The sequence below is a fragment of the Stenomitos rutilans genome, from assembly GCF_059505485.1.
The window spans coordinates 82,023-95,938 of the sequence record NZ_JCACKR010000159.1; the positions used below are offsets into that span (position 1 = coordinate 82,023).

Sequence of the window (13,916 nt, forward strand, 5' to 3'; positions counted from 1 at the left end):
TTCACTTTGAAGAGAATGCTGATTCACTGGCTGTATTGCCCATTAAGGGTAAAACGTCAAACTTTGGATAGGGAAGCACGATCGCCCAAAGTCCCACGATCGCAAAGCAAATGAGGGTCGGTAATAGCTTTGGTTTTTTAGTCTTCATTGTTGAAGTTCCATAGATGCTTGCTGACTGCATCCAACGTCGGTTGGATAACCTGCAATGGTTGAGCTGAGCGATCGTTAGCAGAATTGGGCAATCGCTGTTCCTGGCACAGAGCGCTTTGAGGCAATCGCTGACAGAGACGCTCCTGAGCTTGTACAGGCTGAGGCAAGGTATGATTAACCGCCATAATGCCTGTCGTGATCAGAATGGATTGACCAAGCCGTTGAAAAAGAGCAGCGTGAACCATGATTGGATTCCTTAAAGCAACAGTTGAGATAGCGCTCACACGACTGCTTCCATCGCGGAGTAGCGTGTTCAAAATGTGTTCAAAGCGTCTACATGAGAAACTATGCACTCTGACGTAGCGTTAGAGTCAACCCAATCAGCGTTGGCCTTTTTTGCCTCCAACCCATTGACACTCACGTGGCGTTAGGGTTTATGGTCTAAAGCACACGTGCCATAAACAGTGCGTTTCGTTTTTTGATTACAGGAGCTTGCTCATGCTCAGAATTGGCGATTTTTCACGACTGGCCCAGGTATCGGTGCGAACCTTGCGGTACTACGAAGAAATGGCTTTGTTTCAGCCGCTCAAGGTCGATCGCTTTACAGACTACCGCTACTACTCGGTCGATCAATTGCCGCGTCTCAATCGCATTCTGGCGCTCAAGGATTTAGGCTTCTCACTCACTCAAATTAAAGATCTGGTAGATAAAGATCTCACCGTTGTGGAATTGCGGGCCATGCTGACACTGAGACAGGCCGAGATTGAGCAACAGGTTCAGGCAGGGTTGACGAAACTAACCCAGGTTGAGGCACGGCTCAGGCAAATTGAGCGTGAAGGTAAATTAGCCGATTACGAGGTTGTGTTGAAGCGCGTTGAGCCACAGTTTGTTGCAGCGGCTCGCCAAATTCTTCCTGATCTGACCGATATGATTCCCTATCGCAGCCGTATGTATGCAGATGTGTATACCTGGCTCAAGCAACATCGCCTTAAAGCTGGTGAACCAGAAATGGCAATCTATCATAATGCTGAGTATACGGAACAAGCGATTGATATGGAAATGGCAGTTGCGATCGATCAAGCCGCCATTCCATCAACGCTCATGGGTGCAAATGAACAAGTCTACTGCCATGAACTGCCTGCGGTACAAACAATGGCGAGTCTGACGCGTCACGGTAAAATGTGCGAAATCGGGCAAGGGGTGATCGAATTATTTACCTGGATGGGTGAGAATGGATATGCTGCTGATGGCCCTTACCGAGAAATCCATTTATTTGGACGCGAGTTTGAACAAGTGGGAGCGGTATGGGATTGCAATCCCAAGGTTGATTTTGATGCGGTTGTCATAGAATTACAAATTCCAGTCAAACGTTGAACAACAGCCAGTGCATAAACCATTCACCGCTCCAGGGTTGCAAAAAACGTGATGGCCGTTCGCCAATCCTGCGATCGCACCTGTCTCCGCACCCTGTTTCCCGTTAAAATGCCCTATAGGTGAATAGTACTGACGGAACGATCCGCCCCCCAACCCCAAAATCTGGGGGAGCCGAACCATAAAGTCCCCTAGACTTGGGGGATTCAGAGGGCTAACTTTTGCTTATTTCAGCGCCATTTCCCTATGTGTGGCTGGATGCAGTCAATCGACCCTGCGATCGAGGGCTGTCTTCGCGCTGATGGTGTCCAATAACCCTATGCAGACTTACTATGACCGCTGGCATTCAACACATCATTGAGCCGCACGTTCAGGATTTAGGCGGGTTTCAAGCCCGTCGCCTGCTTCCCTCAAATGTTTTCACGACGGTTGGACCTTTCATCTTCTTTGATCATCTTGGTCCAGCCGTCTTTCCACCGGGCAAAGGCGTTGATGTGCGGCCCCATCCTCATATCAACTTAGCAACCGTCACCTATCTGTTTGAAGGCGTGTTATTGCACCGCGACAGCGTGGGCAGCGTGCAGGAAATTCGGCCTGGTGCAGTGAACTGGATGACGGCTGGACGAGGGATTGTGCACTCCGAGCGCAGTCCTGATGACGATCGCAGCCAAGAAGCCATTCTGCATGGCATCCAGACCTGGGTGGCACTTCCCGACGAACATGAAGAAACAGAGCCCTGGTTTCGGCATCACCCAGCCAACACGTTGCCAAGTTGGGAAGAGGATGGAGCTTCGTTTACTCTAATTGCTGGTGAAGCGTTTGGTCACACATCTCCTGTGCAGACGTTTTCGCCCATGCTGTATGTGGATGTACAACTGGCTCCTGAAACGCAATTTACATTGCCTGCTGACTACAAAGAGCAAGCGGTTTACAGCGTCACAGAAGGACTTTACCTCAACGATGCCCCACTAGAGCAGCATCGGCTCGTCGTTCTCGCCTCTGGTACACCCGTTAAGGTTTCTACTGATCGTGTTTCTGCCGATCGCAGGGCTCGTTGTATCATCGTAGGCGGTGAGCCGCTGGGCGAACGGCATAAGTGGTGGAATTTTGTCTCCAGCCGCCTTGATCGTATTGAGCAGGCCAAACAAGATTGGCAGAACGGGCGGTTTGAATCAGTCCCTCAGGAAACAGAGTTCATTCCCTTGCCCCAGGAACCGCCCCGCCCCACAGAACAGCCCATGTAGCGCGACCCATCACAACGCACCCCATCACAGCGAATCTCATCGACTGAAAGAAATTCTGTCGTTACAGATTGGCTCAGGACACGCTCGTGGCTTCGGACGCTCGTAGCTTTGGGATGAAACCTAGCGTACCGACTCAAGGCTATCAACTTGCTTGGTAAACAACTCGGTTAAGATACTCATCACCGATCGCTTCCGCAGTTTGATATTGGCCTGAATCGACATTCCCGACTGCAACAGAATATCTCGTTGCTGCACGGATAAAGATTGACGATCGAGCCGCACCCTGGCAGGGAAGCTGTAAAAGCGGCGGGTTTCCGTTGGGGGAAGTGCATCAGAACCTATCCAAACAAGTTCTCCTTTGATGTCGCCAAATTCACTGTAAGGAAAGGAATCGACCCGAACATCAACTTTCATGCCTTGTTGCACAAACCCAATATCTTGATTGGTGATAAAGACTTCTGCTGTCAGGGAATCATCTGGAACCACTTTTAGCATGGGTTGGCTAGCTTGAGCGACAAAACCAGGTGATCGTGCCTGAAGATCAAAAATGACACCATCCGTGGGAGCCACGAGTTCCTGATACTTTAGAGACACTTGAGCCTGGCTCATATCGCTATCAATCTCAGCCAGACGCTTCTCGTTCTCCACGATCGCCTTATTTAACTGGTCATCAATCTCGTCAATTTGCTTGTCATTGTCTGCCAAGCGCATCCGTAAATCGCGCTCAGATTGGGCAGAAATGGTTTGCTTCTGTTCCTGAGATTGAGCAATGGCAAACTGTAAGCGGGATGTTTCCTGGGCGAGTCGTGCAATTTCGGCTTTGCGTGTGCCCACTTCCTGCACTTGCTTGAGATATTGCACCTGGCCGATCGCCCCTGCCACGGCTAGCGGTTCCATGTCATTGAGAATTTTCTGGTTCACTGCCAACACCATCTTGGCATCCGTCAACTGAATCTGCGCCTGCTCGCGCTGACGTTCTAATTGATGCGTTTCAAATTGAGCTGCCTGCTGACGTGAAATGAGGTCTGCCCACCCCGCCTGAACGCGGGCAACTTCATCGGCACTCAACTCCCCACTCTGAATAGAACCGTTGAGCTGTGCCCGGTCAGTGCGGTTTTCGGCAAGCAGAGCAAGACGCTTTTTCGTCAACGCCGCGATCGAGGGTGGAATCTGAAGCTTGGCAAAGGCCGGGTCGGACAACGGATTGCCTCCAGCCATTTGGAGTTGATAAAAGCGGTTCTCTTGCATCAAGGCCGCTCGGATTTTGGTGAGTGAAGCGATTTGAGCATTAACCGCCGTAGCATCCAGGCTTAAGAGTCGATCGCCCTTCTTCACCCGTTGCCCATCTTTCACGTAGACCGCTTTCACAACTCCCGCGATCGGAGCCTGTACCTCTTTCACTGCTCCCTGTGGTTTAAGCTGTCCCTGCGTGGGAATGGCTTCTTCAAACTGCGCTATGCAAGCCCAAGCAATGACCGCAGCAATACTTCCCATCAAGCCCCACAAAATGGCTTTTGACCAGAGTGGTGATTGCCGCAATGAGACGGATTGAGTGTACTTGCCATACTCACCAGATGGTTTTGGTGCGACTGGAATCTCATTGGGCAGCGTTGCTGGTAATGCTGCTGCGAATGCGGTTGGTAGGGATTTAGACCACTGGATGGGTTCAACCCATTCCATGTCGAGCGTTGCTTGTCTCATAGCGTTATAACTGGTTTTCCTGTTGTTGATAGAGGCAGTAGTAGCGTCCCTTGGCAGCGATCAACTCCTCATGGGTTCCCTGTTCAACGATCGCTCCCTGCTCCAGCAGTAGAATGACATCGGCATGTTTAACGGTGCTGAGACGATGGGTAATAAAAAAGACGGTGCGGCCTCGAAAGGCATCCGTTAGATTCAAACTCACCTGTCGTTCCGATTGATAATCAAGCGCACTGGTTGCTTCATCCAAAATCAGTAAACGCGGGTTTTGGAGCACGGTACGGGCGATCGCAATCCGTTGCCGTTGCCCTCCAGATAAGCCCGCACCCCGTTCTCCCACGCGGGTGTTGTAGCCATTGGGCAGCGACATAATGAAGTCGTGAGCCGCCGCCACTTTTGCCGCTGCAATAATGTCTTCTGTCGTCGCTTCAGGATTGGTCAGCGCAATATTATCTTGCACCGTGCCATCAAAAAGCAGCGTATCCTGCAAGACCATGCCAATTTGCTGTCGCAGCGAGTAAAGTTCCACCTTAGCAATATCGTAACCATCAATGAGAATGCGTCCAGAATCGACATCGTACAAGCGCGGTAACAGCTTGGTCATGGTGCTTTTGCCAGAACCACTCTGTCCCACAATGCCGACAAATTGCCCTGCCTGAAACCGTTGGCTGATATTACTGAGCTGAGGTGGGCTGTTCCGATTGAAGGAAAAGGTGACATTCTCATACGTGACATGCCCTCGCATCTCCGGCATGGGGATGTTATGTCGATTTAGAGCATCCGCTTCTGGCGTTGCGTTGAGAATATCACCGAGCCGTTCCAGTGAAAGCGCTGTCTCTTGAAAGTTTTGCCAAAGTTGCGTCAGACGCAAAAGTGGACTGGTGACATAGCCTGCAATGATGCGAAAGGCAATGAGTTGGCCCAGGGTGAGTTGCCCTTGCAACACCAGATAGGCACCCGCCCACAGCACTAACAGACCAGACACCTGATTGAGAAAATTACTCGTTGCACCTGCCGCTGTGGAGGTAATCACGGTTTTGAAGCCAGCGTCTACATACCGGGCATATTGCTGCTGCCACTGCCAGCGCGATCGCAGTTCAATATTTTGCGCCTTCACCGTTTGAATACCAGATAAAACTTCAACCAGAAAGGATTGAGTTTCCGCATTGCGTTCTGCTTTTCCGCGCAATTGACGGCGAATGGTCGGTGAAATGACCAGGGTGAGCACCGTAAACAAGGGCACTGTCGCCAATGCCACTAACGTCAGCACCCAACTGTAGAACGCCATAATGCCAATATAGACAACGGAAAAGACCGCATCGAGGACAACCGTTAGAGCGGTGCCCGTCAGAAATTGACGAATATTTTCCAGTTCATTGGCACGCGTAGAGAGTTCCCCCACTGGGCGACGTTCAAAATAGCGGAGGGGCAAGCGAAGCAAGTGATCAATAATGACACTCCCCAGTGTGAGATCAATCCGGTTGGTGGTATCTACAAACAGATAGGTTCTCAGGCTGGAAATGAGTCCTTCAAAGGCAGACAGAATGATGACCAGAATGCCCAGCACATGCAGGGTGCTGACACTGTTTTGCACAATGACTTTATCGATAATAAGTTGAGTGACCAGAGGATTCGCCAGCCCCAGAATTTGCACAAAGAAGGAGGCGACTAAGACTTGCAGTAAAACGCGGCGATACCGGACGAGAGACGGGAGAAACCAGCGCAGATTGAATGGTTGCTGAGAAGATTGCATCGCTGGTTTGAGCAGTAACGCCTGTCCTTCTTTGCCCCAGTTCTCGGCAAATTGAGCGGGCGTTTGGCGATAAAGACCCGATTCTGGTACCGCCAGGACAAGCTCTTTTTCACTAACGTCATACAGAATGGCAAAACTGTCTTGCCAACGGATGAGTGCGGGCACCGCTAAATGGCTAATGGATTCGACAGGTACTGCAACAAGCTGAGCATTCAACCCACATAATTCGGCGATCGCACCACACAGTTGCAGCGAGAGTGATTGAGTCCGGTCAAGCTGATTGGTAAGCACCCGTTGCACAACTTCGCGTTTAAACGGCAGTTCCCAATAGCGTGAAAGCATTTGGAAGCAAGCGATCGTCGCCTCGATCGGATCTTGCCCCCGCACAAAGGGATATTTTTTAAACGAACGGCGTTGTGATTTCGCCATCTCCCGCTTAAAGGCGCGATCTGGAGCATAAGGAGGACGGTCATCCTCATCCACTGCCGCATTTGTTGGCGGACGGTCAGGCTGGGTGAGCAACCCCTGTAAAGCGGCTTTCTGAATGCCAACCAAACGAGCGGTAGTTGCACCTTCTACGCTCAACTGAGTTGTCTTTCGATCGCGTTGTAGACCACTGCCCACTGCAAAATCGGCGACGGTACCACTGCTGACAAACCACTCGCGATCGCTGTCCAGATGAGCCAGCGACGTCTTGCCAGGAGGCAGTGTACGCACCACCGCATCACGATGCAACCTGTTGACAATTTCCAGTAAATTGTCTGCGCCCGCCGATTGGAGTAACGCTTCGCTATCGGCTCGCTGGCTCAACGTCTTACCCAACAGTTCAAATACTTCAATCAACGTACATTGATGGTTGAACTCATTGGCAACCGCTGGCTCTCGCTGCAAGAGCGCTAAAAACTGCTCAGTTGGTAAAGAAATGCAGGTAGCTTCGGTAGAGGCGATCGCAGTTTCGCAGGGGATGTTTCGCAAAACCCCAACCCAACCGAGAAGGACACCTGGTTGTAACCGCTTAAGGGTGATAGCCTGCTGCGTATTGGGTTCATAGCCAATCAACCGCACTTGCCCTTCATAAAGAATTGAAATCCGATCTGGTAGCGTCTCGCGTACCAGCATGACCTGCCCCAAACGATAGCGGAGCAGTTGGCAATGGCTCACCAGGTCTGTGAGGGATTGACTTGCTAATAAACTGAAGGGAAACGTGCCTGCTAAAAATTCTTGAATGCTGGTCTTGGTGTAAGTCATTGGGTGGAAAGTCAGTAGGCAGTCGCAGGAGCAGTTGAAGTGTTGACAGGAGCACTGAGGGTTTGCAGTTGGTTCTCAAGCCATTGATCAAATTGCTCGTTCAATAAACGGTAGCGCATGGATTCATCTAGCTCTGCTGGCATAAATTTCTCTAGACGCAAAAGCACAAACCATTGATCGATTTGAGTCGGGGTACGGAGTTGACCGGGTTGGCTCCGCGACAGTATTTTTGCCATTGTCGGATGAAGGGCGCTTACGGTAAGGGGGCCAACAACTCCGCCTGTTCGTGATTCGGGACCTTGAGAATGCTCGCGCGCTAACTCACTAAAGGATTGTTCACCCGCCTGAATGCGAAAGTAAAACTCTTGTGCCGCGCCAGCATCTTGAACGCGTAGGAGGGAGTAGATGACTTTGTCAAACTGCCCCTTGCGATTGAAAAAATAAGCTTCGAGCGTCTGTCCCCAAGCCACTTGCTTAAATTTTTCGATTTTTGCATAGCGCGCAACGACCGTTTTCAACTGCTGAGATGTAATACTGTAATGCGTCATCCACGTCTGCAAACTGGCCTCTGAAGAAATCTGATAGCGTTGACAGAATTGCTGGTAGGCGCTGTTAAGCTCTTCCGGCGTACATTCAATGTCTGCGATCGCCTGATCAATCAAGACTTCTCGCTTTAATGACGGTAGCAAGAGGTAATTCGACAGCAGAGGCAAAATATCTGAACCTGTGATTGTTTGCTTACCAATTTGAAGCTCATTGGTCATGATAGAGCAACACTGACGCTGAGTATGGTGACACTACTGGTTGTACAGCAGCGATTTAAAGACGTTTACTGAAAGCAGCACATTGACGAATTCATCAGCACAGCACTTGCCGCGTTAAGTCATCCTGTTTAGGTCTGCTTAGAACTTAAAAGCTCAACATTGAAGCGTTGCGATCGCACGTCGCTCTAAACGCTAAAAACAACGATCAAATGGGTAGATGGTTTTGTCGGCTTGTGACGTACCGAGTTGAAGCTCTGAATGCTCCAAGCGATCGGTTAAGGCGGGTAGAATGCAGTGTTGCAACCCTTACTCACACTGGCTTACGACGAGCATGAGCGTATAAATGAGTGGGTAGACTTGGTAAAATACACCTTTCACTATAACAACGGATCACTGTGAATATTTTGTGAATGTAAGGCGATCGCCGCAGAACTTATGGCTTCTTTACTTTATGGCGGTTTCCAATCTGGTAAATCAAGGTCTTGTAAAGACGGGTATGAGGTATCCGGTGTGGTGCATGCACATGAAATCGGCTGAAGCGGTTGCATCAATTGCGTTGCTTGCCCAAACCTTTAGAGATTACTGACTGGCACAGCTTGTTGCACTGGCAATTGAATGATAAATTTAGCGCCAGTCCCATCAGTTGAAACGCATTGCAAGTCTCCACCATGTTTTTCTACCACAATTTGATGGCTAATCGACATGCCCATACCTGTGCCTGCACCCACTGGCTTTGTAGTGAAGAATGGCTTGAAAATCTGCGCTTGAATCGACTCAGGTATGCCGATACCATTATCAGCGATCGTAATCTGCACCCACTTTTTCTCCATGATGGCAGTCGTGATGGTGATTTGACCAGGATTCTTTTTTGACTCTGCCTGCGTGCGTTGAGTGGCAACTTCATCCAAGGCATCAATGGCATTCGATAAAATATTGGTCAATACTTGATTGATTTGCCCTGCGTAACACTCCACCAGTGGCAAGGCACCGTACTCTTTGAGCACGGCAATTTCGGGACGAAATTCATTCGCTTTCAAGCGATGCTTAAGAATTAAGAGCGTGCTATCAATACCATCATGCAGGTTGTACGTGGTGGGGTGATCCGTATCAGTACGAGAAAAGGTGCGAAGGCTGGTGCTAATATCTTGAATCCGCTCAACTCCTTCGGTCATTGAACCCATCAACTTAGGTAAGTCTTCCCGCAAAAACGCTAAATCAATGTCTTCCATTTCGGCTTTGATTGAAGCGCTGGGATGAGGATACTCCTGCTGATAACGATCGATTAAGCCAAACAGATCGTCGATATACGTGAGTGCGGGTCGAATATTCCCCTTCAAAAAACCAACCGGGTTGTTGATTTCGTGAGCAACACCTGCTACCAAATTTCCCAAGGCCGACATTTTTTCGCTTTGAATCATCTGCGCCTGGGTGCGTCCGAGTTCTTCCAGCGTTTGCTCAAGCTGCTGATTTTTTCCCGCCAATTCTTCTGTACGCTGTTCCAGTGTTTCGTTGGACTGCTGCAATTCTGAAAAAGCCAGCCTGAGCTTTGCCTCTGCCTGCAAGCGTTCTGATAAAACTGCCACCAGTGTCAGGGTGGTAAATACCACGACGGCAATAAACGATTGCAGCCCCATTAAAGAGTAATTGAGGTCAGCACCCGCAAATGTGCCCAGTCCTCTCACCGTGCCTAAAATGGCGATCGCCGCAATCAAGAACATGGCAAGAGTTGCGCCTGGTTGCCCAAAGCGGAAAGCTGCCCACGTTAACAGGGGCACCAGCATATACGCAAAGGGTTGGTTGCCCCAGAAGGCCGCTTTACCGATCGCAAAAATGAATCCACCTAAAACTAACGCTTCTAACGCCTTCTCTTGTGATAACGCGAACCAACGACCAATTTGAAATGGCAAGGGTTGCCCTACTACAGAGGCTTGATTGGACTGAAACCAATGGTGCCAGCTTAACAACACAGGGGTGAGAATAAAGATCCCAGCCACGTTAGAAATCCACCAGGTGAGCCAAACACTTTGATAGGCAGCCCAGGGCACTTTTTGAGTGAGACCCAGCATCGCTACGCCTACCGTAGCGTTGACAATAGGGCCAATCAACCCTGCATAGGTCAAAAATTTGATGCTATCGTTGACGCGGTTGAGCGGGTAGCGCTGCCGCACGGCTCGACGCAACAGCCAGACTCCCAGCCAGGTTCCTAACGTTGTACCAACCGCAATCCCAACAACACCCAGTAACGAAGTTAGAAACGGTAGCCACCCTTGGGGATTCCAAAAAGCGCCAACATTGGCCAAGAAAGAGCCTAAACAGACACCTGGTAATAGCCAGTTGCCATAGATTAACGTGGCTGCCACCGCAAGACCATCAGGAGGCCACACAGGGGTGACAGATTTGGGTGTTGAAGCAAGCGTCCGGGACAGATCAGCCAGGATGTAGTACATGAGGGCAAGGGTGAGATTGCCTCCTAAACGCACACTCCAAGCATGCCCGTTAAACTTTGGTCCGTTAAACTTTGGAAGAGGCATGGGTTTGTTTGCTTAAGTGAAGTCATTTCACATTCAACGTGCCCTTTCTGAATCCTTTTATAACTTCTGCAAAAAATTACAACCCGCATGTATCAGTTGATACGGTTGTGCCTGACCAGAACGTCAAATTACTGGTTGTGATCGTATTGGTTGATAAAGTACCGCTTTCTACAGAAATTGGCCCGCCGAAGCTGTCATCCAGTGAGAGGGTGCCAATGGTATTATTCAGGGGTTTCAAACAAGCAGTGGCACCGGATGCGTTTGTAAATGATTCCACATCGCCTAACGTGTTGCCTGTGATGGTATTCGATCGCAGAGACGCTGCGCTACTGGCACTCCCATCGGTGTTAATTGAAATACCCGCAAACCCATTGCCCGTAACGGTGATTGAGTTCGTTAGAAGCCGCAGTTGAGACGTACCATTGGCAGTCGTGAAGAGGCCGTAATTAGTATTGTTGGTGATGGCGCTGTTAAGCAGTTGTGCCGTTAGCTTTGCCTGGTCAGAGGTTTGCAGGAAGACACCATCATCTTGATTGCCAGTGATGGTGCTATTGGTAAGATTGACCGTTCCATTAGCCCGATCGCTCAACACAAACTGCGCTCCTTTTAGTTGATTGTTGGCGATCGTGTTGCTATCCAAATTAAACGTACTCGTAGCGTCATTGGAGAGGAGCGTGGCGATACCAGAAGACTGGTTGCTAGACAACGTGTTACCAGACAGGTTAAAGGTGCTCTGAGTTGTCGCTTCTAGATCGATCGCCACCCCATTCAACTGATTGCCCGTAATGGTGTTGTTAGCTAAGTTAAACGTGCCGCTGGCTGTATCAAAGAGTTTGACATCGAGGCCATCAGCAAGGCCACTCGTCCCACTATTGTTAGCGATCGTGTTATTGGTAATGGTGAAATTCCCCATTGCACCATTGCTGAGTGCCAGCTTCACACCATCGCCCTCTGTTGCCGTTGCTCCATTATTTTCAATCTGGTTGCGCGTTAGCAACAGATCCACCTGCCCCTGGTCATTGGCGAGTGAGAAGCCCTCTCCCCCAGCCTGCCGAATGGAGTTATCTTGCACCGTAACGGTACCCTGGACGTTATTCAGCAAAATGCCTTGAGCAGCTGTATTGGCGATCACGTTATCGCGGACAGTCACCGTGTTGATGTTGTTTCCTGTAATGCCAGGACCACTTGCGGTGCCGATCGTAAAACCAGAGAGCGTTGTACGGTTCCCTAGCGTGACCGTTCCTTGCACGGTGGGCAACACACCTGCACCAGACAGTGGCAGTTGCAAATTGCCTAGCTCTACTGTATCTATTCGCTGCACAGGCCCAGTTGAAAGGACCTGCACATCATCAGGAATGGAGAACGCAGGAATACCCGGATTGGTTCCTGATTGAACATACACAATATCATTGGATTGAGCGACTGCTAAAGCCTCCGCAACAGTGCCAGTGGGTTGTTCAAACGTGCCATTACCCGTACCAATGCCTAAATTGACGTGCCGGAACTGCCAGGGTTGCCCTGTTGCTGGATTAGTCACAAGCGTCGTGTCTTGAATCGTCGAAGCTTGGGACTCCGTTTGAGTATCAATCACAATATTGGCGTTTCGGCTTACCGAGTCGCCTAGCCGTGCCAAGAGTGGCGCTTTCAATTCATCTCGACGAGGACGGCTTTGAGGGAACGTGATGCCCACAGTGAACGCAACATTGGTACCAAAGGTGTTGTCATTGGAAAGCGTCAGTCCAAGCTGAAGGGTATCGGTGGGTCGCGCTTCCAATCGCGCACGGAGGCCCACTGTGTTGTCGCCACCCGGCAAACTGAAGTAATACAAACCACCGTAGCCACGCAGATCGCCCGATCGCCCTAACCTGGCAATTTTGCCACCCGCTTCCACATCAAACCCAGTACCCGCCGCTTCATAGCGCTGGGTAATTTGCTGTTGAATGGTGCGGTTAATCGCTAAAAAATTGCTCTGAAAGAAGGGGTTTGAGGTTGCAGTGACCGTGTTACTAATGCTTTCTGCTGCCAGTTGACGTGTATCCCCAATGGGTAAATAAACGTTTGCCCGTGCATCCCAGGTGTTGCCCAAGGTTTCTAGGCCTAACCCAATCTGGTTAAAACCATTGTTGCCCGTATTACGATGGTCAAACGCTAAATAACCGCCATAAATACGATCGCTCTTAGCATCAAAAAAACGGTGTCCCACAACTAAATTAGCGCTTGGATTTGCACCTTCTGTCGAAAGTGATAGTTGCCCTTCCACAAACGTAATGCTGCGTCCCGGCGTCTGCTTGATGGGAACAAAGCCATTCAAACTGCCAAACGAATTAGAAACACCCACTCCATCACCAGCTGTGAAGGATGCCCCTACGCGCGGCAAAATGTTGGGTGGCGAAGCCGCTAATGCCGTTGAAGGCGTTTGAGCAACAGCGGGAAGGGCGGGCACGATCGTGGATGCCGGTAATGGCGCTAAATCGCTGGCACGAGTTGAAACAGTTAAAGCAGCGGCTCGGACTGGCACCGTTACATTACCTGTTGGGACTGGTACCGTTACATTACCTGTTGAGGCAATCGGCTGTGATACTGTTTCGGGCTGCGCGATCGCAGTTGGTGACGCGACTTGTTGGGCGATTGTGACTGGTTGGCTTACAGCGATCGGTTCTTCGACGTGCACCGGAATTGTTTCCGGCCTGGATAATGATGAAATGACGTCATGGGGTCTGGACGCGATCAGGGTTCGCTTAATGCTATGAGACTCGTTTAGGCGCGATGCAATTTGATTGAATTGCTCTGGATGGCTGAGTTGGGCTGGCTGAGTCGATACTACTTTGTGAGTAGAGAGGGACTGGTGGCTGGTTTCTGAAGTGATTGGGGCTGCATCATCACCGAATTCAACGGATTGATCACTGGCCTGTGCTGCGTTGGTTGAAACAAATTCCGCCAACAGTAGACCCGCCGCACAAACAGTTACACGGGTGAGCTTTTTTGCAGACATACATTTAGAGAAGAGCTGTGATCTTCATACGAAGCTATTAATAGCTCAATCGCTCTGAATGCATTCTCACCCGGATATTTTTGATTTCTTTACTTGTTGATTTTGTTTATAAATTGAGTTTAACAAAGACGATAAAATGACCTATAAAGATTAGATCTAAAGAGG

At 49.9% G+C, this 13,916-nt stretch carries 10 protein-coding genes; 2 read left to right on the forward strand and 8 right to left on the reverse strand.

Annotation, left to right across the window (positions count from 1 at the left end):
- Position 1 precedes the first annotated feature (1 nt).
- Positions 2–148 carry a hypothetical protein gene (locus AC5JLP_RS31800; RefSeq protein WP_496071871.1) on the reverse strand — a complete coding sequence of 49 codons (147 nt, stop codon included), beginning with the start codon at positions 146–148 and terminating at the stop codon, positions 2–4.
- Entirely contained in the window at positions 138–395 is a 258-nt protein-coding gene (locus AC5JLP_RS31805) for a hypothetical protein (RefSeq protein ID WP_496071872.1), read from the reverse strand. Before AC5JLP_RS31805 ends, AC5JLP_RS31800 begins: the two co-directional genes overlap by 11 nt.
- A gap of 253 nt (positions 396–648) precedes the next feature.
- Here AC5JLP_RS31805 and AC5JLP_RS31810 point away from each other — a divergent pair, with 253 nt between their 5' ends.
- The gene (locus tag AC5JLP_RS31810) at positions 649–1,524 is read left to right on the forward strand and encodes a MerR family transcriptional regulator (protein WP_496071873.1); all 876 of its coding nucleotides are present in this window, start codon (positions 649–651) and stop codon (positions 1,522–1,524) included.
- Here AC5JLP_RS31810 and AC5JLP_RS31815 read toward each other — a convergent pair.
- Positions 1,501–1,704, reverse strand: a complete 204-nt coding sequence (locus tag AC5JLP_RS31815; RefSeq protein ID WP_496071874.1) for a hypothetical protein — start codon at positions 1,702–1,704, stop codon at positions 1,501–1,503. The two genes, AC5JLP_RS31810 and AC5JLP_RS31815, sit on opposite strands and share 24 nt — an antisense overlap.
- Before the next feature lie 149 nt (positions 1,705–1,853).
- On the opposite strand from AC5JLP_RS31815, the gene AC5JLP_RS31820 reads away from it, so the two are divergent.
- Entirely contained in the window at positions 1,854–2,765 is a 912-nt protein-coding gene (locus tag AC5JLP_RS31820) for a pirin family protein (RefSeq protein ID WP_496071875.1), read from the forward strand.
- Positions 2,766–2,885: 120 nt separating this feature from the next.
- On the opposite strand, the gene AC5JLP_RS31825 is transcribed toward AC5JLP_RS31820, so the two are convergent.
- The 5 genes from AC5JLP_RS31825 to AC5JLP_RS31845 all read right to left on the reverse strand — a co-directional run bounded on the left by AC5JLP_RS31825 (position 2,886) and on the right by AC5JLP_RS31845 (position 13,751).
- A complete protein-coding gene (locus AC5JLP_RS31825) occupies positions 2,886–4,466 on the reverse strand; it encodes a beta-barrel domain-containing protein (RefSeq protein ID WP_496071876.1) in 1,581 nt (526 codons plus the stop codon).
- Between the two features lie 4 nt (positions 4,467–4,470).
- Complete coding sequence (locus AC5JLP_RS31830) at positions 4,471–7,464, reverse strand: peptidase domain-containing ABC transporter (protein WP_496071877.1); 2,994 nt, start codon at positions 7,462–7,464, stop codon at positions 4,471–4,473.
- Positions 7,465–7,475: 11 nt separating this feature from the next.
- Positions 7,476–8,228: a peptidylprolyl isomerase gene (locus AC5JLP_RS31835; protein ID WP_496071878.1), complete on the reverse strand. Its 753-nt coding sequence runs from the start codon at positions 8,226–8,228 to the stop codon at positions 7,476–7,478.
- A gap of 572 nt (positions 8,229–8,800) precedes the next feature.
- Positions 8,801–10,759 (reverse strand): MASE1 domain-containing protein, encoded by a 1,959-nt coding sequence (locus AC5JLP_RS31840; RefSeq protein WP_496071879.1) that lies wholly within the window; start codon positions 10,757–10,759, stop codon positions 8,801–8,803.
- A 76-nt stretch (positions 10,760–10,835) separates the two neighbouring features.
- Positions 10,836–13,751 (reverse strand): right-handed parallel beta-helix repeat-containing protein, encoded by a 2,916-nt coding sequence (locus AC5JLP_RS31845; RefSeq protein ID WP_496071880.1) that lies wholly within the window; start codon positions 13,749–13,751, stop codon positions 10,836–10,838.
- Positions 13,752–13,916 lie beyond the last annotated feature (165 nt).